Raw genomic sequence first — 25,356 nt, forward strand, 5'->3', positions numbered from 1 at the left:
TTAAAAAGATTGATTATGAAAAAGATTGTAAATATTATATCAGGAGTGGCATTGCTAGGTGGGCTAATGATCCTGCCAACATCCTGTAAAAAAAGTTTTCTGGATGAAGAAGTGATTAACTCGCGCAATACATCCGACTTTCAAAAAACCGAGGGATTAGATGGTCTGGTTATCGGGATGTACCAAAGTTTAAAATTTCACTTTAACTATACCTGGGCCTACACCAGCACCAATTACGGGGTTGATGAATTTACAGTAGGCGGCGACAGAACCGAACAGATGTGGAACTCTTATGACGGGACTTTAAATTCGTTTAATGTAGATGTGCAGGCTGTTTTCGACAACATGTACACCAATATCAATTCAGCCAATATTGTAATTAAAAACGTGCCCCTTTATTATACAGGTGCCAATAAAAATACCCGTTTAGGAGAAGGTTACTTTATGCGTGCTTTCGACTATTTTAAACTGGTTAAACAATATGGAGGTGTGCCTTTACAGCTCGAAGCCTTAGATGTAATTAAAGATGAGTTTACCAGAAACACAGCCAAGGAAGTTTACGAACAGGTGATCCAGGATTTTACGCAAGCCTATAACCTGCTACCAACAACAGCATCAGAAAGAGGCAGGATTACCAAATGGGCCGCTGCACATTTTCTGGCCAAAGCCTATCTCTTCCGTGCCAGCGAAATAAACAACGACTGGAATAGCGAGACCAAAACAGCCGACTTACAAAATGCCATTAAATATGCAGATTTGGTAATTGGCAGCGGTCAGCACACTCTGGCAACAAACTACAGCGATCTGTGGAACTTCACGACGGTTGATGGGGCAAACGAAACCAACAAGGAAGTTATTTTAGCTGCACAATTTTCGAACAACACCGCAACACAGGGAAGGTACGGTAACCAGATTCATCTTTACTATCCATCCGTTTACCAAACCTTACCAGGAATGATCCGCGACATTGCCGGAGGAAGGGAATTTCAGCGTTTGAGATCTACAGATTATGCTTTGGATGTTTTTGACCGCGTTAACGATTCTAGGTTCTGGAAAAGTTTTAAAACACGTTACGTTTCCAACAATGCGGCCAGCATACCGAAGTGGGTTAAGGGCAGTGCCCCAACTACAGCACAAGAAGGTCAGCCAAAATTTACAGTTGGCGAAGAAGCTGCTTTATACATTGTTAATAATGCCGGCGATACCCGCTATACCCCTATTGTTCCAAATGCCGATCCAGCTTTACCAACCGATATTGCCCGCCGCAAACCTTCTATGTTTGTGCGGTATTTCGCTGGTCAGCCACAAAGTTATTTAAACAGCCATGGCAATTACGGCGTTAGCCAATACGTGGCCTTATCTAAATTTATGGATGGTTCAAGAAATCTGGTGGCTTCGCAATTTGGCCAGCGCGATGGCATTTTAGCCCGCCTTGCCGAAACGTATTTAATTGCTGCAGAAGCTTACGGCCGCTTAGGTCAGTATGCACAAGCCATTCCTTACCTAAACAGTGTGCGCGATCGTGCTGCCTATAAAGAAGGCGAAGACCGTTCTGCTTATGTAGATGGTGGAATTGCTTACAAGACAAATCCGGCAGTAACTTCGTCCATTGTTTCCTACTCCGATAAAAACACTTATTTCGAATCGAACAATATTCCGGTTACCACCGTAAACACCTTAAGTTTAATGCACCTGAATAGTGAGGCCGATATTTTTAACTCGACCAAAGATTTTTACGATAAAGTTGGGGCAAGTTCTAATGCCGATAAATTCAATGCCTTTATTTTGGACGAACGTTCAAGAGAATTAATGGGCGAATTGATGCGTTGGGAAGACCTGGCCAGGACTAAAACACTGGTAGCGCGTACAGCTGCATTTAACCTCGAGGCTAAACCTGTTGAGGGCAAACATTACTTGCGCCCAATTCCTCAAAGTTTCTTAGATGTACTGAAGATAAACGGAGAGCCTTTAACACCTGCACAGAAACAAGCCATGCAAAACCCAGGCTGGTAAGCTTAAGCAAATACAATTAGCGGTGTTTAATCCAGGTATTCTACCTGGTTTTAACACCGCTTTTTTTATAGAGAAAAATCACATCCGCCCTGAAAGCTTAATGCCATTCCTAAAAGATCTTAAAATCTGGCGTTATTCGCCTGCAGCAGCCAGGCTTCGTAACTCGCAATAACCACCACCGTGTCCGTCATTCCCGCGCAGGCGGGAATCCCAATACAAAACGCTTCCCCCCCAATCCAACCATACACCTACCCATCAATAAGTTACATTTTCACTATCCTTAACCACATACTTTGGTTTTGCACCAGTAACAGTCAACATGCCATTAAATTTTACATCTTGTGCATCGTTCACCCATACTTCGGCACTACCGGGCATTTTAATATTGTTAAACAGTACATTTTTAAGCTGATGGCCCGTAGCCTTAAAACCATTAATATTGATTACAGGTTCTTTGGTTTGTGCATTAGAAAGATCGATGTTACGGAAAACAAAATTTTCAAAAACAGGTGGCTCTGGTGCCGCTGCTCCGTCGTTATTGTAGTTAACGGCCGAGAAAATGGTTATTTTAAGCAACTGACAATCGGCTACCGTTACATTTTTAACATAGCCACCGCGGTCTTTGGTGCCCTTAATCTGCATGCCGTGCAACAAAGCACCAGCTGTACAATCCTGCACCAAAACATCGCTTACCCCTCCCGACATTTCGCTGCCGATAGAAATACCATGCCCCCTGGTAAACACACAATTGCTGATGTTTACATTCCGGGTAGGTTTTCCAATGGTATATCCTTCGGGGTTTTTGCCCGATTTAATGGCGATACAATCGTCGCCTGTTGAAAAGGTACAGTTAAAAATATAGCTATCGTCAGATGAATCGGGATCTAAACCATCGCCATTACGGGCAGTACTGCTGATGTTTAAATCGTGGCAGCTTATGCCTTTACTGTAAATGTAATGAATGGTCCAGCAGGGTGAATCTTTTATCGTTAAACCCTGTATTTCAACATCCTTGCAATTCATCAAACAGATTAAACGTCCACGGCTTCTGATTCCGTTTTTATCAATCATCGCTTTGCCCAGTGCACCGCCTCCTCCGCTAATGGTGCCCCCTCCTTTTATGGCCAACTGCTCTACAGCAAAACCACCTTTATTGTTCATTACACCTGCGTTTAATAAACTGGCATAGGTTTTCATCTCCCAGCCTTCAAAGCGGTTGTTGTAAAATGGCAGATAATCGTCGGTATTGCCGCTGCCTTTTAACACGCCATCTTTGGCAATCTCCAGCGTCATGTTGCTTTTCAAAAACAGTGCACCGCTTAAAAATATACCTTTGGGTATGCGTACAGTACCTCCTTTCGGGCAGGCATCTATCGCTTGCTGAATACTTGCTGTATTTAGGGTTACACCATCGCCCTTTGCACCAAATGCAGTTACCGATAAAATTTTTCCGGTGGTTTTGGTGGTAAATTTCAATACGGCACTACTGGCCGATAGTTCCCCAGCTTTATTTTCGGCCTTAATGGTACAGGTATAGGTTTTTAAAGGACTTAGGTTTTTAAGCGTATAGTTAGTTTTAGCCGAAATGCCAATCTCTTTTCCGTTTAAAATAAGGTGATAGCGGATTACATCGAGGTACTCCACCGGCTTATTCCATACCAGCGTAGCCGAATTAGCCGAAACCGTACCTGGTGCTACTACCGGGTTAAGTGGCACTCCTCCAACAGCAAAACACTGTAAAGAAAAAACAATTAAAAACGCACAAACAATTAACGAGCTTCTCATAAAATCTACAAGGGTTAATGGCATAAATTTACAGTTTATGCATTTAAACTATTTGGTTAGGCCAGGGCAAAAGCAAGATAACATCATCAAGTTAAGGCAGCTCTGGTTTAAACGAAAGTATCTCATTCCGGTTGATAAATCATCCTGTAGTGTCCTGCATTAAAAAAAACGGTAAACTGCCATTAAATAATTAATAAGCCACTTTACACAGCAAGGCCAGTAACGTTTTTAATACCGGTTTTGCAGGATAGCACAGGATGGATCGCCAGATTTTATATGTTAATATCGTATTATATTTTAACCAAATATTTCCGGCATTATCCATCCGTTTTGCTTGTCGCAACCAACATGTACAAAGGATTATAATTCCGGCATTGCCCTTAGCCATAACCCAATTAAACAGCATGAGCCAAAAAAAATTACTCGCCCTTATTGTTTGCATAACCTTCTGCCTGCAAGCTTTTTCGCAACAAAGCCCATCAGTTAGAACAAGCTATAATTTTAACCCAGGGTGGAAACTATACGTTGGCGATATACCAGCAGCAGAATCGGTTGATTTTAACGACCAAAGCTGGAAAGCCATCACCCTGCCCCACGCCTGGAACGAAGATGAAGCCTTTAAAAAATCGATTGAAGAGCACTCAACCGGCATAGCCTGGTACCGCAAACATTTTAAGCTACCCCAAAGCAGCCAGAACCATAAAATTTTTCTAGAGTTTGAAGGCATCAGGCAAGCAGGCGAGTTTTACCTGAATGGCAAATTTATCGGTCGCCACGAAAACGGCATAATGGCTTTTGGTTTCGATATCAGCGATTTAGTTAATACAGATAAGGAAAATGTAATTGCCATAAAAATAGATAATGCCTGGAACTACAAGGAGAAAGCCACCAATTCGGGCTATCAGTGGAACGATAAAAACTTTAATGCCAATTATGGCGGCATTTCGAAAAATGTAAAACTGCACGTTAGCGGCAAAATATATCAAACGCTTCCGCTCTATACCACCTTGCAAACTACCGGAAATTACATTTATGCCAAAGATTTCAACATCGATCAAAAATCGGCTACTATAGTATCACAATCAGAAGTAAAAAACGAAAGTAGCCAGGCCAGCACCATCACCTACGAAATAGCATTAAAAGATACCGAAGGGAAAATAATTAAAACCTTTGCTGCAGCACCGCAAAGCCTTGCCCCCGGCGAAACCAAAATACTTAAGGCCGAATCGCTGGTTAACGGCCTCCATTTCTGGAGCTGGGGTTATGGTTATTTATATACGGTTACCTCCCGGCTTAAAGTAAACGGAGCCATTATCGACGAGCTGAACACCCAAACCGGTTTCAGAAAGGCAGAATTTAAAAATGGCATGGTGTACTTAAACGACCGTGTATTGATGATGAAAGGTTACGCACAACGGAGCAGCAACGAATGGCCAGCCATTGGTTTATCGGTACCGGCATGGCTAAGCGATTACAGCAACCAGCTTATGGTAGAAAGCAATGCCAATCTGGTTCGCTGGATGCACATTACCCCCTGGAAACAGGATATCGAATCGTGCGACCGCGTAGGTTTAATACAAGCCATGCCCGCCGGCGACTCGGAAAAAGATGTAACCGGTACCCGCTGGGACCAAAGAAAAGCTGTAATGCACGATGCCATTATTTACAACCGCAATAACCCCAGCATCCTGTTTTACGAGTGCGGTAACGAATCGATCAGTGCCGAACACATGAAAGAAATGAAAGCCATTCGCGATACTTACGATCCTTACGGCAACCGGGCCATCGGATCGAGGGAGATGCTCGATATACCCGAAGCCGAGTATGGTGGCGAAATGCTCTACATCAACAAAAGCGCAACCAAACCACTATGGTCGATGGAGTACTCGCGCGATGAGGCCCTTCGCAAATACTGGGACGAATTTTCGCCTCCATACCATAAAAATGGGGCCGGACCGCAATACAAAGGAGCCGATGCCAGCGATTATAACCGCAATATGGACAGCCATGCCATTGAAGACGTCATCCGCTGGAACGAATACTACCAGGAACGGCCGGGCACAGGTACCCGCGTAAGTTCGGGTGGGGTAAACATCATTTTTTCTGATTCGAATACCCACCACCGTGGCGAAGAAAATTACAGGCGCAGCGGCGAGGTAGATGCCATGCGCATACCAAAAGATGGCTTTTTTGCACATAAAGTGATGTGGGATGGCTGGGTAGATGCCAAAAAGGAAGGCATTTACATCATTGGGCATTGGAATTATAAGGCTGGCATTAAAAAGAACATCTACGTAGTGGCCGCAGGCGATAAAGTAGAACTGATCCTTAACAACAAATCGTTAGGCTTTGGAAAAAAGAGCGATGGCTTTTTGTTCACCTTTAATGAAGTAGCCTATCAGGCAGGTACACTGAAAGCGATATCGTACACGGCAGACGGTAAAAAACTGGCCGAAACACAATTAAAAACTGCCGCGAAGCCCGTGGCGCTAAAGCTTACAGCCATTAAAAACCCTGCTGGCTTTAAGGCCGATGGAGCCGATGTAGCACTGGTTCAGGTTGAAGTGGTAGATATAAACGGAAACAGGTGCCCAACAGCTTTAAATACCATTAACTTTGAGCTAAGCGGAGCTGCCGAGTGGCGCGGCGGACTGGCACAAGGCCCTGATAATTTCATTTTATCGAAAGTACTTCCTGTAGAAGGTGGTGTAAACCGGGTTTTAATCCGTTCGTTAACGCAAGCCGGCAAAATTACCCTTAACGCCAGCGCTGATGGTTTAAAACCGGCTACAATTGGCTTAGCAACCACCCCAGTGCCAGTAGAAAACGGTTTGGCAACGAGTTTTCCCACTGATGGTTTAAAACCGAATTTAAGCAAGGGCGAAACGCCAAAAGGCAGTTCATTTACCATACAGCGTAAAACAATTAAAATTGTATCAGCCGAAGCAGGCGCAAACAACGATAAAGCGCAATTGAGTTACGATGACAACGAACTGAGCGATTGGGTTAACGATGGAAAAATAAATACCGCCTGGATTAAATACACCCTGGAGAAAGAAAGTACCATTAGCCAGGTGGCTTTAAAATTAAACGGTTTCCGTTCTAAAACCTATCCGCTACGCATTACGGTTGATGGCAAAGAGGTATTTAACGGCGAAAGTAAAACCAGTTTAGGTTATTTTACCGCTACCTGCAAACCCACAAAAGGGAAAACTGTAACCATACAGTTGCTTGGTTCGGGCAAGGAAAGTGAAAATGCAGCTATTGGTGTAGAAGTAAACGGAAAAAAACTGGATGATGGCGTGAGCCGGGCAGAAACCAAACTAAAAGGCGGCTTAAGTATTATAGAAGCCGATATTTTTGAAACCCCTTAAAAAACAGCAAACGCTACCATGAAAGCATTAAAACTATATTTTCTGTTGCTTCAAACCCTAATGGTTTCAGTAACCTATGCACAAAACAAAACCAATATTGAGGTAAATTTCGACCAGCAAATTGCGCCAATGAAACCCGTTTGGGCCTGGTTTGGTTACGATGAGCCCAATTACACCTATATGAAAGATGGCCAGAAACTGCTAACCGAGATTTCGAAACTCAGTCCGGTGCCGGTTTACGTAAGGGCACATAATTTACTAACCTCGGGCGATGGCACGCCAGCACTTAAATGGGGCTCAACCAATGCCTACACCGAAGATGCTAAGGGCAACCCCGTGTATAACTGGAAAATTGTTGACCAGATTTTCGACACTTACGTAAAAAGAGGAATGAAACCACTGGCGCAAATTGGTTTTATGCCCGAGGCCCTGTCTACCCATCCTATTCCCTACCAGCACCAATGGAAACCCGGAGCAAAATACAGTGTAATCGAAACCGGATGGGCATATCCACCCAAAGATTACCAAAAATGGAGCAACCTGGTTTACGAATGGGTAAAACACAGTGTAGCCCGTTATGGCAAAGCCGAAGTAGAAAGCTGGTACTGGGAAGTTTGGAACGAACCCGATGGTGCCTACTGGAAAGGCACGCAGGCCGAGTTTTTTAAACTTTATGATTATGCCGCAGATGGTTTGAAACGCGCCCTCCCCAATGCCAGAATTGGTGGTGCAAATGTTACCGGCGGAGCTTCCAAATACCTCGATGCCTTTATTAAGCACTGCTTAAGCGACACCAATTATGTAACCGGAAAAATCGGTTCGCCCTTAGATGCCGTTCTTTTTCATGCCAAGGGATCGCCCCGAGTGGTAAACGGCACAGTGGTGATGGATATCCGCGCTCAGCTACGCAATATGGAATCGAACTACCGCGTAATTGCCAAATACCCACAACTTAAAAATATCCCGGTTATTATTGGCGAATCAGACCCTGAAGGCTGTGCAGCCTGCGGTATGGCTACCAATCCCGAAAATGCTTACCGCAATGGCACCATGTATTCGAGTTATACCGCAGCTTCTTTTGCGCGTTTGTATGCACTTACCGATCTGTATAAAATTAACCTGCTGGGCGCCGTGACCTGGTCGTTCGAGTTCGAAAATCAACCCTGGTTTGCAGGTTTTAGAGATTTAGCCACCAACGGAGTTGATAAACCTGTGCTAAATGTTTTCAGGATGTTTGGGATGATGAAAGGCAGCCGCGTTGCCACCACAAGTAACCGCATGTATGAGCTAAGGTCGGTACTCGATTCGAGTATCAGAAAGTCCCAAACCGATATTGGTGCACTGGCCGCTAAAGCAGAAAAATCGGCTTCCGTATTGGTATGGAATTACCACGATGAAGATAAAACAGGCACACAAGATTCGGTTAAGGTTATGCTCAATAACTTAGCCGCCAAAACCGTTACCCTAACCGAATACCGCATAGATGGCGATAACAGCAATGCTTACGAAGTTTGGAAAAAAATGGGTTCGCCACAAAATCCCGATTCAAAACAGATTGCACTACTGGAAAAAGCTGGTCAGCTTAAAATGGTTGGTAAGCCGGTAAAGAGAAGCAATTTAAAGGAAGTAGAGATTTTATTACCCAGACAAGGAGTTTCGTTTTTGAAGCTGGATTGGTAATTCATAACCGTAACCGTCATTTCGACTGAGTGCAGCGAACGGAGAAATCTATAAGATAAGTTTCAGCACCTCACTTACCTGGAGAGCACCGCTAAAAATAAAACCGTCAGGCTGTGCAGATAAGTAGATCATATGAAAAATCGTTTTTTATCAGTTGTTTCCATTATTAGGTTTACCATTTCCGTAATACTCCCTGATTTTTTCCTCCAAACCGATAATCCTATATTCATCATCGATTTTATCGAATTTAGATACCACTGATCCATTTTTATCAAATAAGATTATACTGGGAATATAATCAATGTTCCATTTTCTGCTTAAGGGTATTCCTTCAGGATTTTTTAAGTCATCTATAGTGAGCAGATGATCAGGGATATCCCTGAAATTGACAAAAATATCATATCCATTTTTTTTAACAGCTGATATCCAATCGTCATTTCTCTTATCAATTGATACTGTGATGACTTGCAGGCCATCCTTTGAATATGTATTATATATTTTTTTAAGATTGGGGCTTGATTTGACACACGGAATGCACCAACTTGCCCAAAAGTCTACTATAACCAAACTCTTTCCGATAAAATTATTGAATTTGACTGTTTTGTTCTGCTCATTTTGCAATGCTACTGACTCAAGACTATAATTGTTTTTTAAAAGGGCCAGTTGATCAGCTGCTAGTCGGTTATTGATTCTTAGCAAATTATCTTTTCCCAATTTACTTTCCTTTACATCTCCTGCAAAGTCGTGATAAATTGATTTGATCAAAAAGATTGGTATAGACCTGTCAGAAATAAATTCGGTGAATAGATATGCACTGGCATAAGATTTTGGATGGTTTTTAATAAAATCAATTTGATTGGATTTAATATTTTTATTCACTGCAGTCAATTTGGACTGTAACTGATCTCGCTGGCCTTTAAGTGCTGCAATGGTGTCTTTATTAGCAGATATTTTTATCCTGTTATTATATATAGTCCTTTTCATTAACAGATTCTTCACCTCCAATAGAAGCGCGCTATTTTGCTGACTTAACAAGTCCATGTCCCTTTGGGTATCAGACCCTGTGATTTTGGCGCCAGGGAAATTATTCTCGGCAACAGAGATCGACATTTTTTTTGGTTCAAGAAAAAATCTTATCGTATTGGGATCATCATAATTTTTGGTTTTTACCCTTCCTGTTAGCATTGCCAGGGTCGGTTGTTCGATATTACCCTGAAAGTTTAATCTACCATCTTTGATGTAACAGGTATCGGTTATGTTTTTACCTTGATTATCAACGAAACGAAGTACAACAAATTTTGTTGAATCGCCGATCAACTCTCCAGACATTTGAAATGACTTATCAGTCACCGTTTTTTGCCCTGCACACTCCATTGTCACCAAACTGGAAAGCACGCAGCCTAACAACAAAACCAAAACTACCTTTTTAAACATGTTGTTCTCCTTTCTCACTAAAATTATGTTTTATTTTTAACAAAGTTGTGCCTGAGTAAATCACGACCAACCACAGGTCCGTCATGCTGAACTTCCGCCTGGCCAGTCGGACGGGTGTTTCAGCACCTCACCCACCTGGAGCGCGCCATTAAAAATAAAACTGACAGCTAATTAAACCTTATGCAGCCCGCGATTACAAATCACGACCAACTGTATTCCCGTTATCCTCTCCTGCCGGATACTGATTGGTAGCAACAGGTAATACACTAGCCTTTTGTTGAAAATCAGTTCCATAATACGGATCATCGTTACCTTCTCCCTTAGGGTTATCGCCATATTCATTTGGACCATAATCACCTGAACCAAAAAGCATAATCAATCCGTAAAAAGGAATAAGCATCCACCAACCCGAATTACCAAGATCATGGCAACGTTTGGCTCCTTGTGTAATCATGATATAAATAGGCAATAGCATTAAGAGGCCAAAGGCTTCTGCTCCATCACTTTCGGCCAATGCAGCAATAAGCAATATAACCAAAAATGCGAAAATGCGGGTTAAGCCATATTCCGTACGACGGATGCGGCCTTCAAAAGAAAAAACAGATTTAAACATGAGTGCGTTGGATTGTTTGACAGCCACTAAAATAGAATAATTTTTAGCCTTCTAAAGATTTTGTGACAAATTTTCTGTGCCCAAAAAAATTGTCACAAAATCTTTAGGCACAAAAATGTAGTCGTTTTATTTGTAGTAATATTTTTGACTACAAACAAAACGACTACATTCATTTTTTTTTAGCGCCTATTTCCAATCAAACCGCGAAGCTAACATCAGCATTACTTGCAATATTTAGCTAACAGGGCATCGGCCAAATTGCTGTTCATTGCCTGCACTTTTTTCCAATCGCTACAGGCTCCTGCCAGATTTCCAAGCTGCTGCCTGCAAATGCCTCTACGATAAAGATTATCTTTATCATCCGGCCTGTCATTTAATGCCAAATCATAATAATAAAGTGCTACTTCGTAGTTTTTTTCTGCGTAGGCAGCATTAGCTTTTTGGGTATTAAAAAAGCTTGGCACTACCTCATCAGAAGTAAAATATTTTTTTTCCTGGTGCATCAATACTTTAACAGGTTTTCCGTTATGAATTGCTGCCTTCCACTTATTTTGAGCGGCATAAAATATCCTGGTATAGGCCTTATCGTACCCGGCATTAATTCCCTGGATAATTTTTAAACTATCTGCTTTCCCGGAAGGATTTACAATAAATGTTGCATTCAGTGTTCCACTTCTTACGCTTATGCCAACTTTACTTAACTCATAAGAAATGTGGTCACTAAAATCTGCCCCATTAAACAATGCGTAAATTTTTTGACTTGAATTAAATACCGTATCGGTGCCGCTGATCTTGTAAATATCATCAGGACTGAGTGCAAGGCTCTGCTGAATCAATTTTTCAGGATAAAAAGTATATTGAATAGCTGTAGGGCTTTCCAGGGAGCCATTCATATCAGCCATAACCATAACCAACTTATTTTTGGTCAGTTCCATTATCTTCAGGGTATTCACCACAAAGCCCACATTCGATTTTATAAGCAATTTATTCCCACGTACTTCAAAAAGAAATTCGGCACCTAAAATATGATATACTGAAGCATAGTACATTTTATCGGGCATAACAAAGGTGTACTTTACATAGCTGTACTTCAATATATTTTCATCGGGCAAATCATCACCACTAAGATAATTTACCTTTCCGGCAATCCATGAACCTGAAAGATCTGTTGATTTAATTTGTGCTTTACATAAAGTAGCTGTTAAACAAATTAAAAGGGCAATAAAAAAGCGCATTATAAAATAGTTTTGGTTTCGCTAATATAAAAAAAGCTTTCATCTGTTTTAACAGACGAAAGCTTTACATCAGATAATATGGATGGGTGTTATTTCCAATCAAACGGTAAATACCAGTTTGCTGGTGTCATCAATTTAGCCCGAGTTGCACTTGCATTCGGATCGCCTGCTTTTAATAATTTCTGATAAACACGTTCTGCAAGAAAAGCCGGATTGTTCTGTCTGCGGGCAACACGCACCAAATCGGGCCAGCGGTTGCCTTCAAAAGCCAGCTCTAAAGCGGCCTCATCAATCAGTTTACCTTCTAAGCCAACTACATCATTTTGGAAACTTACATCTAATGCGGTTACACCTGCCCTGTTGCGGATGCCAGTATTGCGGTACCACGGACTTTTATAATCGTTGTTATTTCTGGCATCTAAATAATACGGTGCGGCATAGGGTGTTTGCATCGAATTAATCTCTTCAAAAGAAACCGGCGAAGGGCTGCCAGCTGCGGTACGGGTACCTGTATAAAAGGTATTGGCAACTCCAATATTCAATAAAGCCCAGCCCAACTTTCCTTTTCCATCGCGATTGGCTGCTTCCGAATAACGCAAATGCAATAATGCTGCACGGTAAATACCCCATTTACCAGCTTTATTTAAATTTGTTATCGGAATAATATTATCGGTTAATTTGGTAATAGCTGGTCCCGATGCTGTGGTTTCGTACGATAAACGGCCACGGGCATCGTAAGGGATACCGCTATACTGCCTTTGAGCGCTCCAGTTATCAATAGCTGCTTTTGATGGCTTGATTAAATATTTACCATAAACAGGCGAACAAAATTCAATCATAGGGTTGCCCGGTTTAAAGTTTGCGCTGTAAGGAATTCCCCACAAAAACTCCATGTTCCAAACATTGGCAGTATTGGGTGCAGAAAAAATGGTTTTCCATCCCTGTTCCGTTAAAAGCGTGTTTTCATCTTGCGCTCTTAAATAACGTACTGACTGATCGGTATAATCGGATGAAAGGTAATAGCCAATTTTATAGGCATTGAATGAGAAATTGATATTGGAATTGTTATTCTCAATTTCCATTATTTTGATATAATTCTCGGCCGCTTTAACATAATTGTTATTCCAAAGATATAGATCGCCCAAAACAAAGGGTTTACAGATAAATATCTTTTGGGTATTGTTTCCGTCAATGGTAATTACCAACGGATTTCCGCTCGGATAGGCATAAACCTCTTTATAGGGTAATTTTTCGGTAAAATCAATCAGTTTGGTTAAGAGCTGATCGAATGGGATTCTGGGATAAGTAGACAGATTTTTTATATCCTCAACATTTTCTACTGGCTCTGTAATGTAAGGCACATCGCCGTATTGAATCCCCAGTTGCAGGTAAATCCAGCTCCTTAAAGCTCCAATATCCGAATAATGTTTGTTGTAATCATCAACACTCATTCTATGGTCATCAACCATTAGCTTGAAGTTTTTAAGCGCATCGTTACAGTTCAGAATTACTTTATAGTAAGGCCTCGGGTCGGTGTACGGATTATCTTTCGTGTTTGTGTGATTAGCCAATTGCTTTAAATAAGGATCGGCATTGGTGGTAACATCAACCAAATCGCCCCTTAGTTCATTTTGGAGTATGTATGTTTTTTCGAGCCCCAAAAACTGGCCATATATCCCAATTACGGCTGCATCGGCATCTGTCGAATTCCGGTAGGCATTGGTTATATCGAGTGTTGCCTCGGGTGCTTCATCTGTTATTTTTTTGCAAGACCACGAACCTGCTGCAAGCAGGGCTACTGCTAAAAAGGCAATAACTTTTTTAGTAAAATCCATCTTCATCGTTTTATCAATTATCAATTACAAACCAATTCTAACCCCTAACTGTACCGATCTGAACTGTGGTTCGAGCGTAGTATCAACCCCTTGCGTAAAAATACTTCCGGTTGCACTAAACTCCGGATCGTAGCCCAGATAATTGGTGAGGGTAAATAAATTATTTCCTGTTGCGTAAATTTTGGCGTATTTAATGGCCTTTGTTTTTAAAGGTACATTGTAGGTCAGGTTTACCGAACGCAGGCGCAGGTAAGATCCATCTTCAATCCAGCGGTCAGAAAACCGGGTATTGCCCATGGGGTCGCCGTACGAGGCTTTTGGCACGTTGGTAACCTGGCCTTCACCCCTCCAGCGGTTTCTCATAATATCAGACTGGTTGTAGTATGTACTGCCCGATTCGAGCATGGCACGGGTATAGTTGTAAATATCGTTTCCGAGTACAAACGAAACCAGCACATCTAAAGTCCAGTTCTTATACCCAAGCGTGTTGTTAAAACTTCCAAAAAGATCAGGATTGGGGTTACCAATTACTACCCGGTCTGCATTATTGATTATTTTATCGCCATTGGTATCGATAAACCTCATATCGCCTCCTTTAAAAGGAACAGTAGCGCCGGCACTATTAACAATAGACAGGCCTGCGGCTGCAGCTTCTGCATCTGTTGCATAAACACCATTGGTACGTTGACCGTAAAACAGGTTTGCGGCCTGCCCAACACGGGTAATATAGCTACCGTTAGCATAACTGGTTACAATATCATTACCACCTGGCAGGCTTTGTATTTTGTTACGGTACAGCCCAAGGTTTAAGCCCAAATCCCATTTAAAGGTTTTGTTAAGGATACGGGTATTTAAACCAAAATCTAACCCTGAGGTTTGCATGCCCCCCTGGTTATCGATATATGAATCGATACCACCGACCGAAGTTACCGGAATGTAGGTTAGCATTTTGCTTGTGGTATGCACATAGTAATCTAAACTCATGCTCAAACGCTCATTAAAAAAGGAAGCATCAATACCTGTATTAAACTTGGCTATGCTTTCCCATTGGATATTTGGATTGGCAATATTCCCCCTAACCAAACCTTGAAGGCCCAATAAATTCTGAGAAACATAATACTGCCTGTTATTGTAGTTACCAATATCATCGTTACCTACCAAACCATAACTCATACGCAGTTTTAAAAGGTCTACAGCTTTAGCTCCCTGCATAAACTCTTCGGAAGAGATTAACCATGCGCCACTGACTGCTGGTAAAACTGCTGTTTTGCCGCCCAGTATATCTAAGCCATAACCACCTATATAACGCACTGAGGTATTAATGTTTTTCCGGCCGAAACGCGATGAGGCATCTACCCCCATTGCCAAACTTAAATAGTATTTGTTTTTATAGCTGTAATCGGTAGTAAAATAGGTATTTAACGAACTCCATTTCCCGATATCGCCACCAAAGAAACGAAGTGAGGCATTACTATTGCCAATACTGATGAGTACGTCGGTTGCCGAATTATAACCAATGGCGTAATCCTGCTCGCTCGAGTTTTGCGAATAACGCGTACCCAGGGCCATACTTAGGTTATGGTCTTTGGCAAAAGTTTTATTAAAGGCAAAACGTAAATCGTTAAAAACATTAAAATACCTGATTACCTGCGAGCCCAGTTTACTATCGGCAATGGCATTATCCAAAACCTCGTTAGTAACACCTTTACGTGGAATAAACAGGGTTTCCTGGGTTTTATCGTAAGTTACCCCAGTTAGGTTTGACAACTTAAAGCTTTTGCTAAACTCGTAGTTAAAGTTAATATTACCGAAAAAGCGGTAAGCCTTTTTCTGATTTAATCCTTTCTCTATCAGCGCCCGTGGATTACTAACGCCCAGGGTATCGGCATCGGCTAAATTAGGCGATACAGCACCTGTTGCACTAATTTCGTTTTTGGCCAAAAATGGTGCCTTAACCAACGAAAGAAATATGGGGTTGGTACGTGGTGCAATACCCTGATCTTTTAAGGTTTGCTCGGTATAGCTGAATGAAAGATTGGTATTGGCCTGAAGTTTCTTTGTCAGGTTTAAATCGCTGTTAAAACGCATGTGGTAACTGGTGTTGTTAGTCGAATCAATCACCCCTTTATCTTTGCTATAACCTGCCGAAAGCGCATACTTGGCAATGTTATCGCCACCGCTAACCTTTAAGAAATAATTTTGATCGAAACTGCGTTTAAAAACCTGCTTTTGCCAGTCGGTATTTTGATGGTACATGGCATAGGTAGGGTTTGTGCTTTGATTCTGATCATCGTTCATATACGGCAAAGCGGCAATTGCAGTATTGCTTAAACCCCTGCTTTTTAATATATCAGACAGGTAAGTTCTGAAATCGGCACTCCCCATTACCGGAAGCTGCCGTGGTACGAAATTGATACTGCTATAGGCCGAAAAATCAATCTGCGTGGCCAGGTCCTGCGCATGGTTTGTGGTAATTACCATCACTCCGTTTGCTGCTTTTGTACCATAAACAGCTGCTGCGGCAGCATCTTTAATTAAGGTAATGTTTTCTATATCCCTTACATCGATAAACTGCAAGGGGTTATTGCGATGCGCTGATGTTAATGACAAACCGTAAGCATTGGCATCGAAAATCATACCATCTACTACATATAAGGGCTGATTGCTGGCATATAGCGAGGTAAATCCCCTTACAAAAAGATCGGCACCGATTCCTGGTGTTCCTGAACGCCTGATCACATTTACCCCTGCTATTCGTCCCTGCAGATAACTATCGGGTGTTTCCGAATTCATGCTCCAGCCACCTTGTGGATTTACAGAACCAACTGCCGATGATGACCGGGCGAGGTTCTGCGTACCTGATGGCATTTCTACCTCGGTAAACAGTGATGTATAGCTTGTTGGGTAAATTTTAACAGTAGTCAGTTTACCTTTATGAACAGCCACTAGCTTGGTGTGGTAGCCAGTATTGCTTACCAGTATAGTGGCATTAAAATCGGGTACAATGATCGAGAATCTCCCTTTATCATCGGTTATTGCGCCCGAAAAATCGGCAACAGTTAACCTTACCCCGTTAATTGGTTTATTGGTAAAACCATCAACAACAACACCTGTTATTTTTTGCCCTATCAGTTTTTTTTGCTTCACCCTAACGGTGGTGGTATCAGTACTGTATTTACTGGTATCTGTTTGCTGCGCAAATGCAGCAGCTGAACACATCAGGCCAAACAATGCCAGCGAGATTCCTTTTTTTATAATGGTAAAATTATGCATAGTCGGTTTTAAATTCAGATATACTCGATTAGGGAAGAATAGGTTCAAATCTCAAATAATCCAATATGAGTGTATTTACATTTACAGCGGTGCTGTTTGCAGCGGTAAGCCTTAAATCCAATGTACCATACTGTTTAGGTGTATAATCGCCCAGATATACTTCTGCGTAGTTTAACGGCGTAACGGTTTGGGTTGCAAACAGATCGTACACTGGTGTTTCAGGAGTAGAGGTTAAAGGATTGTTAATAAAGTATCTTTGGGTAAAACTGGCCACCTGTGCATCGCCGGCTGCGCCCGAAATTACCCTTGTATATACTTTATACTTTACAAAGGGCACACCACTTCTTACATACCTGATGTAAAATTCGGCGAAGGCATGGTTATATACTTCGATATCTTTATACTGAATGCCATTGTTATCCAGTTTTGTTCTGTAAAAGGTATTTCCGGTTTTATCGGTACGGAAACCAGATGGAAGTTCGCCTTCAATTTTAAATGTGGGCACTTTATCTTTTAACCTGAATGGCAATGCACTCATAACGTGTACCACCCCATTACTGGCCCTGTACGATTTGATAATTGCAGCTTTCGAAACCGGTATTTTCACCCCACGGGTAGAAATTAATGTATCAGGTAGCTTATCTGCAGTGTAAAGGCCTTTTACGGTAAAATCTCTAACAAGTGCAAACTTATCAACAACCGAAAAATAGGGTGTAAGTTTGGCTGTTTCGCTATTAAAGGCAGCATCCTGCAACATAAAAAAAGTATATTGCTGATTTTCGGCCCTTAAATCGGCTACGTTGGTCCAATAGGCATTTCTCGAAACCATTGGCGGGTTGGCGGCAAAAATGGGATTACCGGCATTAGTGTAACCAATTATCGTTGCATTTGCCGTATCGATTACCATAGTGGAGATTGTACTGATATAATTTGTTTGTAATGGGGCATCGGTACTGCTTAGCATGTATTCCCACACATTTTGTTTGGTTGGCACTGCCTTATCAATGCTATACACTACTCCATTTTTAACAAACTGCCCTTTACCGGTAATGGCAGCTTCCTCAAAACTATTTCCAATAAGCGTAGCATTTTTTTTATTGATTAAGCTAACCCGTAAAGTATCTGTTGCTGTTTTAAGTGCAGCAATAGTGGTTAGCGCAATATGATTCGCCACAAAATCTTTCAATTTAGCCGGGTCGGCAGTAATTGCTGCATCAAGCGTAGCCAGGGCATCGTTTGTTGGCGCCCAAACAGTATAATTTTGAGAAGATGCAAGCAATTTATCGTAACCGGTAGTACGTACAAAATCGGTAAACTTACTGAGGTTGGCCTGTGCAGCAAGCTTTTGAAAAACATCAACAGTATTGTCGACATTTACAATTTCAGTATGCTCGTCCATTACGTTCTTGCAGGCATTGAGCGAAATTAGAACGCTTAGCAGCAACACGGTATTGAGTATATATTTTTTCATTGATGGTATTCTTATGGTTAGCATTCTTTAATATGCCGGAGATTGTGCGTCTCCGGCATGTTTGTTATGGCCGGTTAAATATGGTTCCTGATGTTGAAAAACGTGGATAATTCTGATCTGCATCTACAGGGATAAAGTGAATCATATCCAGGTAGGTTGCATTGCTCAATCCGGCGTTGCTTACTACGGTTAATCTGATCCAGTGACGGTCTGTAGTCTGAATATCGGCAGTTCCGGCAAGGCGGCCAATAAGCTGGTCCCATCCCGTTCCGTTAACAGAAATTTCGCCTTTTGTGGTACCAGACATATCGGTTGTGGTTGCCATGTAACGTTTAAAACCATTGGTAAGCATTAAGGCATCGGCCGATGGCAGCGCTGCCGTAGTTGAAGTGATACCCGATGAGCCTAAATATTGTCTGAAATCGACCAGGTTGGGCAGTATTTGCTCCCCAGGTCTTCCAACATCAACTCCAACCTGAAATAAATTGGAGTTACCGTTTTGTGCGTAACAAATCCAGATTTTATATTTTCCCTTAACCAACATTGGCGTCCTGATATCGATATACTGTATCCTGGCAGTACTTACTCCCATCGAAAGGTTGAAAAAATCGTTGTAAGCATATTTACGGGTAGCATTAGGAACAATAACACGCTCATAGTTACTACCTTGAGTTACCTTGGCCAAATCGCTAAATAAAAGCCCATTTACAGTGCTCAATCCGTTTGCATACAACGGAATTGTTCCAGCCGCAGCTCCCCTCCATTTTGGATTCGTCCTTAAATCGGCATGGTCCGAAACATCAAAATACACCGCCGTTTGCACCCTTACCTTAATTGCAAAAGGTTTTTTAACTTCGTGAGCCACACCATTTGCAGCGGTAACATCGCTATAAGTCCTGTTAATTTCTACACCTGGTTCCACTACCCCATTAAACTCATCTTCATTCAATAAAATCTTTTGTCCCGAAAACTTGGTGGTAATTACCTCCTTGGGCGCCAGGGTATAAATAGCTGGCGAAGAAATAATATCGGGCGTATAAGTTGGTCCTGTAGAGATATGGTAAGCCATATAAAGCCATAAACTATCGGCATGACCTTTAGGGTTTCCGGTTTTGGAGTACCTGCTTTTAAAACTGGCATAAGTAGCATATCCAGCGGCTTTAAGGGCCGAATCTGATTCCAAAATTAAGGTTTGAAACCTGCGTGTGGTATCTTTTACTGCCGATTGCTCAACATTAAGCGAATCGTAGAAACCGGTCTCTTTTAAGGCCTGGGTAAAATAACTGTAGCGGCTGTTTCCCTCTACGCTCTTGGCCAGGCTTAGGGTTGCCGGCACCAACACGTGGTCTAAAACATGAATAATACCATTACCAACCCGGATGTTTGACTTGGTAACCTTTGCCTGCTTGTTTACAACATAACTACTAACCCCATTTTGGTTTACAGCGCCGGTTTGCAGGTATTGCCCGTACAAGGTAATTTGTGGTAGCTTACCATCGGTAAACCTGTTTGTAGCAATGGTATCGGGCAGTAAATGAAACTTAACCATATCTTTGGCTTCTTCTACTGTAAGATCGGCAACAGCTGCCTTCCCTTTTAACTTAAGCCAGGCTGTAATGGCAGCATTATCGGGAGTAAACAAAGTATATTTACCATAGGCTCCCAGAAAGCCTGTTGTGGCAGAACGATCCATAATTTGCCTCATCATTGAAAATTGATCAGGATAGCGATCCAGGTACCCTGTAATATTTACATCATCAGTCGTTGATGTGGCTAAGATTTCTCTTTTACAAGCATTTATAAATACAAATGTAAAAGCTAATACAACCATGATTATGGTTATGCTGCGGACATTTAAGTTATTTTTCATCATGCTGTTATTTGGTATAAAATGGATTTTGAACAAGTTGAGGGTCGGCAAAAATCTCCGTCTCAGGAATAGGGAAATAATGGCTGTTTATATCCCTGAATTTGTTTATCGCCGATTGCTGCACTGCCGGGCTAACCGTTTGTGCAACCATATTTAGCATAATATCTAAACGTTTATAGTTATCGCGTTTAGCCATACGCAGAATATCATACCAGCGTTTGCCTTCAAAAGCAAACTCGCGCGAGCGCTCTGATAAAATATAATCGCAAATCCCATCCTTATCAGCTGGGTCAGGTGTTTGTGCCGTAATGGCAACAGCCTTGCGTTTTAGCCTGATCTCCTCTACAATTGCGATCGCATCGGCCCCTAAGCCTGTTTGGGCAAGTGCTTCTGCTTTCATCAACATAATATCGGTAATGCGGTAAGCCTGCCAGTTAACAAATGATGGATTTTCAGTTCCCCACTTTACGATACTGAAATCGGATGCCCTGTAAAAAGCTTCTTCCCTAACATCATAAAAAACTGTTGGGTCTACATCATCCGGGGTAAAAACATCGCTTGATAAATAAGGAGCCGCCAGAAAACGTTTTTTAGGGGCAACCAGCAGGTTATAAAAAATATTGTTGACAGATGTGGTATTATTAAACTCGAAAACGGTTTCGGTCGAACTTCCATTATAAAAAACATTGAAATACCACAATGCACCTGCATTTTGCATGGCAAACCGCTGAGAATTGATGATTTTATTGCACTCGGTAATACAACCTTCATAATTATCCATCCACAGGTAAACATCGGCCAAAAGCGCATTAATGGTAAATTTGGTTACCCGGCCTTTATCTGTTACTGAATTTCCATATGTAGTTACTGCACCGGCCTCTGCTTTTTTAAGGTCGCCAACAATCTGGGTAAGAATTGTAGCTGCTGCAGTTTTGGGTAAATCTTGTAAATCGGTATCTTTTGTGGTAGCCGTTAGTTTTAAGGGCACATCCCTGAAACTCTTAACCAGATAGAAATACATCATGCTCCGCAAAGCCAGTACCTCACTTAAATAAGCATTCAGCTGCTCAGCGGTTAAAGTGGGGTCGGCATTTCTTACTGCTGGCGCATTATCTAAAACGGTGTTACAGAAATTAATGGTGCGGTAAAATGCCGACCATTTTACTAGCGAATTACTTGGGGTAATGTTTACATCAAAAATATCTTTTTCATCGTTTAACGAACCTGGCCCCTGGTCGATCATATCGGCCCTGATTTCGCCAAACATAAAAATATACTCAGTTAAAGCCCGGTCGTTATTACCCGGAGGCGCCAACAACAGCGAGGCATAACAACCCGCAACTGCCGCCTGAATATCTTCTTTGGTTTTCCAAAACCCCTGTCTGGTAATTCCATCGCGGGGTTGGGTATCCAACCATTTTTTGCATGAACTGGACATGATCAGCATCATGACAACCACTACACTATAAATACTTCTTTTCATTTCTATTGCTGATTAAAAATTTGCAGTTAAACCAAGGGTGATTGTTTTGATTGGCGGCGTGGTTGAATTATCAATCACGGTAGAAAATGTTGATAATTTAATCGGAACCTCCGGATCCTGCCCGGTGTATTTGGTAAAGGTTAACACATTCTCCATCATGATGTTGGCGCTAAGCCCTTTCATACCCAAACGCTTGAGCAGATTTTTATTAAAATCATATTTCAGTGTTATACTCCGTAAGCGCAGGTAAGAACCATCTTCAACATAGCGATCCGATCCAAGGAAATTATAACCTGTAGCATAAGTTGCGCGCGGCATATCGGTAATATCGCCCTCTGCCCTCCAGCGGCGTAATACGGCAGTACTTTGGTTGTTAAAACCGTACATACTGGTGGTATTAATTTTGGTTCCGTTAATAATCTGATAACCTGTACGGTAAGTAAAGTTAGCACCAAACCTGATGTTGCCGTTAATGGTAAGGGCTGTTCCGAAACCGCCTGTTAAATTAGGGTTACCGTTACCGAGGTAAACAATATCTTTGTAATCGATATTTCCGTCATGGTTAATGTCTTCGTACATGGCATCTCCTGGCTGGAAAACATAATCAATAGTTGGGTAGGCAAAACGCATATAAATTTGCTGCCCGTTTGGCCCTATAATCTGGTTTCCGTTTTCATCGATTGCTATAGTTGAGTTTTTATCTTTGTATACCCCTTTAAACTTAAATCCATAAAACGAACCAAATGGATTGTTTTCCTGCAGGTAAACTTTAAAAGCATTGTTAGTTGTTATTTTCGCATTATTCTCCCTTGGATATAGTGGCGAAACTTCACGGATCATATTTTCGTTATGTGAGATATTGAAATTAAAATCCAGTCTGATTTTTTTTGACCGTACTGCCGTGTAGAACAAGCTAAACTCCCAGCCCTGGTTATCCATGGTACCCACGTTCATATCTACGCCAGAGTAGCCGTTGTAGGTTGGAATAGCCAAACCATTATAGAATAAATCAGATGTACGTTTACGGTACACATCAATATCCATATTCAGCTTATTTTTCAATAAAACCAAAGTTAAACCCACGTTAGATTGTGTAACCTTTTCCCAGCGCAAGTCTGACAGCTCGATATTGGAAGGATAAACCCCTGATGTACCCAAATAGCTGAAACCATAATTCTGATAGGTATTAAAGTAAGAATAATCGTTACGGGGTGCGTTACCAACTACACCATAACTTGCTCTGAAACTCAGGTCATCTATATATTTTTGGGTTCCCTTCATAAAAGGCTCGCCCGAAACCCTCCAGCGTACTGATGTGGAAGGAAATATACCATAACGGTTGTTTGGTCCGAATTTAGAATTGCCATCACCTCTTACCCCTACATTTATGATATAGCGATCGAGCAGTTTATACTGTGCATTTAACAGCAAACCAACTGAACGGCTTTGTGCAAAAGAAGAGTAAGCAGAGCCGGTTTGATTTGTACGGCTATCAATTGAAGGATCGGCCAGATATGACGATGCAGTATTGGTGGCAAACATCCCCTGCCCTGTTCTGCGGCTATCGTTACTATCAAACCTCGCAAATAACCCCAAATCATTGTTTTTTCCCAAATCGGGCTTATACTCTACCGAAATGTTGGTGGCCATGGTAAAAGCATCGCCGTCCGAATCGCCTGCATAATTTACAACAGGCTCAGAAAATGGCCTTCCTGTTGCAATTTGCGGCAAAAAGCTCTTCACTTTTGTATTATTGATATCGGCCTGGAAATTTGCATTCAGGCGCAGTTTATCAGTAATCTGATAAAATAAACCAAATTTCGGGATTACCCTTTCGCCAAACTGCTGGTTGCTACCTGCCATGGCCATAGCCAGCGGGTTATAAGTTCCCGATATCTTAGATTTTGAAAAATCGTACAGAAAGCTACCTTGTGCGGTGTTTGCCGGACTAAAATAATTTGAGGTTAAATTGCCGTATTCATCATACTCATACACCGCCTGATTGGGCATTTTGGTGTAGGCAACATCCCTTATCCCGTTGGTATAAGAATTTTGGTTATCGATATGGGTGTACGCAATATCAGCACTAAAACGAATCTTGTTCGATACAATATAATCTAAATTTACCCGGGCACTTAAACGGCCCAAACTTGTGCCAACAGTGGTACCGTTCTGATTAAAGTAATTTAAAGAAGCACGATACTTGGCTTTCTCGCCACCACCCGATACCGAAAGGTTGTGATCTTGTAAATACCCGATCCTGGTAATCGATTCTAACCAATCGGTATTGTTGCTGTAGTTGTAGTAATTATACGGATCGTTACGATCGTATTGAAACTGCTTAGCAAAATCAGAAGTTGAAAACTGCCTGCCTGCATTGTAAAACTCTTCCAGTATCAGTGATGAATACTGATTACCATTTAACATTGGAATAGCACTTGGCTGCTTGGAATAAGAGCCTTTAAAGTTATAAGAAATAACAGGCGGCCCCATTACCCCTCTTTTTGTTGTAATTACCAAAACACCATTTGCTGCCCGCGATCCCCAAACAGCGGTTGCGGCGGCATCTTTGAGCACACTAATTTCTTTAATATCAGAAGGTGCAATATTTAAAAGCTGACCATAATTGTTTTCATCAGAAGTGGCGAAATTAAAATCAGAAGGGATACTGATATCGTATGGCATTCCATCTACCACAATAAGCGGATCTACCGCGCCATTAATAGATGATGTACCGCGGATCCTGATCTGCATCGGCGCACCCGGATCGCCACTGCTCGCTGCAATATCCAAACCTGCAAGCCTGCCCTGTAAAGCCTGATCGATAGAAGCGGCCTGCATATCTTCTAACTCTTTTGCATTGATGGTACCAACTGCCGAAGTCTGATCGCGTTTATCGATACTCATACCACTACCGTTATCTGTTTTTGCCCTCGAAACAATCTGTACTTCATCCATTTGATTATCGGCAGCCTCTAACTGGAAGTTGATTACCGCCTTATCGATTGAAAGTGGAGCAGTTGATTTATATCCAATATAAGAAACCGAAATGCGGTAGCTTTTATCTGCAACAGGGAGTGAGTAATTTCCGTCAATATCTGTAGACACTCCTTTTACTACCCGCTTATCTTTATCAACAAGCACTACCGATGCCCCAATAATTGGCTGCTTATCCTTTTTATCGATTACTTTCCCCTTCACATAATTGATTTGCTGGGCATTGGTTATAGCCGGCATCAGCAAACAGCATAATAAAATAAAAATACTGTAGGTATATATTTTAGTCATAT

The 25,356-nt window shown here is 41.7% G+C and carries 13 protein-coding genes; 3 read left to right on the plus strand and 10 right to left on the minus strand.

Annotated features, from left to right (window positions below; translation table 11 throughout):
* Positions 1-15: 15 nt before the first annotated feature.
* Positions 16-2,013: a RagB/SusD family nutrient uptake outer membrane protein gene (locus DBR40_RS12580; protein WP_124560105.1), complete on the plus strand. Its 1,998-nt coding sequence runs from the start codon at positions 16-18 to the stop codon at positions 2,011-2,013.
* Between the two features lie 255 nt (positions 2,014-2,268).
* Here the strand turns inward: DBR40_RS12580 and DBR40_RS12585 are convergent, their stop codons facing one another.
* Positions 2,269-3,822 carry a glycosyl hydrolase family 28 protein gene (locus DBR40_RS12585; protein ID WP_124560106.1) on the minus strand — a complete coding sequence of 518 codons (1,554 nt, stop codon included), beginning with the start codon at positions 3,820-3,822 and terminating at the stop codon, positions 2,269-2,271.
* A 380-nt stretch (positions 3,823-4,202) separates the two neighbouring features.
* Here DBR40_RS12585 and DBR40_RS12590 point away from each other — a divergent pair, with 380 nt between their 5' ends.
* Positions 4,203-7,172 carry a glycoside hydrolase family 2 protein gene (locus tag DBR40_RS12590; protein ID WP_124560107.1) on the plus strand — a complete coding sequence of 990 codons (2,970 nt, stop codon included), beginning with the start codon at positions 4,203-4,205 and terminating at the stop codon, positions 7,170-7,172.
* A gap of 18 nt (positions 7,173-7,190) precedes the next feature.
* The gene (locus DBR40_RS12595) at positions 7,191-8,852 is read left to right on the plus strand and encodes a GH39 family glycosyl hydrolase (protein ID WP_124560108.1); all 1,662 of its coding nucleotides are present in this window, start codon (positions 7,191-7,193) and stop codon (positions 8,850-8,852) included.
* A gap of 150 nt (positions 8,853-9,002) precedes the next feature.
* On the opposite strand, the gene DBR40_RS12600 is transcribed toward DBR40_RS12595, so the two are convergent.
* The 9 genes from DBR40_RS12600 to DBR40_RS12640 form a co-directional block, all read right to left on the minus strand.
* Positions 9,003-10,304, minus strand: coding sequence for a TlpA disulfide reductase family protein (locus DBR40_RS12600; RefSeq protein WP_124560109.1), 1,302 nt, complete (start codon positions 10,302-10,304; stop codon positions 9,003-9,005).
* 175 nt (positions 10,305-10,479) lie between these two features.
* Entirely contained in the window at positions 10,480-10,899 is a 420-nt protein-coding gene (locus DBR40_RS12605) for a DUF805 domain-containing protein (protein WP_124560110.1), read from the minus strand.
* 221 nt (positions 10,900-11,120) lie between these two features.
* A complete protein-coding gene (locus DBR40_RS12610) occupies positions 11,121-12,134 on the minus strand; it encodes a tetratricopeptide repeat protein (RefSeq protein WP_124560111.1) in 1,014 nt (337 codons plus the stop codon).
* Positions 12,135-12,223: 89 nt separating this feature from the next.
* Positions 12,224-13,969: a RagB/SusD family nutrient uptake outer membrane protein gene (locus DBR40_RS12615; protein ID WP_158674042.1), complete on the minus strand. Its 1,746-nt coding sequence runs from the start codon at positions 13,967-13,969 to the stop codon at positions 12,224-12,226.
* Between the two features lie 24 nt (positions 13,970-13,993).
* A complete protein-coding gene (locus DBR40_RS12620) occupies positions 13,994-17,242 on the minus strand; it encodes a SusC/RagA family TonB-linked outer membrane protein (RefSeq protein ID WP_124560113.1) in 3,249 nt (1,082 codons plus the stop codon).
* Positions 17,243-17,270: 28 nt separating this feature from the next.
* Complete coding sequence (locus tag DBR40_RS12625; protein WP_158674043.1) at positions 17,271-18,713, minus strand: fasciclin domain-containing protein; 1,443 nt, start codon at positions 18,711-18,713, stop codon at positions 17,271-17,273.
* A gap of 64 nt (positions 18,714-18,777) precedes the next feature.
* A complete protein-coding gene (locus DBR40_RS12630; RefSeq protein ID WP_124560115.1) occupies positions 18,778-20,586 on the minus strand; it encodes a fasciclin domain-containing protein in 1,809 nt (602 codons plus the stop codon).
* A 4-nt stretch (positions 20,587-20,590) separates the two neighbouring features.
* The gene (locus DBR40_RS12635) at positions 20,591-22,066 is read right to left on the minus strand and encodes a RagB/SusD family nutrient uptake outer membrane protein (protein ID WP_124560116.1); all 1,476 of its coding nucleotides are present in this window, start codon (positions 22,064-22,066) and stop codon (positions 20,591-20,593) included.
* Positions 22,067-22,078: 12 nt separating this feature from the next.
* Positions 22,079-25,354, minus strand: coding sequence for a SusC/RagA family TonB-linked outer membrane protein (locus DBR40_RS12640; RefSeq protein ID WP_124560117.1), 3,276 nt, complete (start codon positions 25,352-25,354; stop codon positions 22,079-22,081).
* Positions 25,355-25,356 lie beyond the last annotated feature (2 nt).

It is taken from the genome of Pedobacter sp. KBW01, from assembly GCF_003852395.1.
Classification (GTDB): domain Bacteria; phylum Bacteroidota; class Bacteroidia; order Sphingobacteriales; family Sphingobacteriaceae; genus Pedobacter.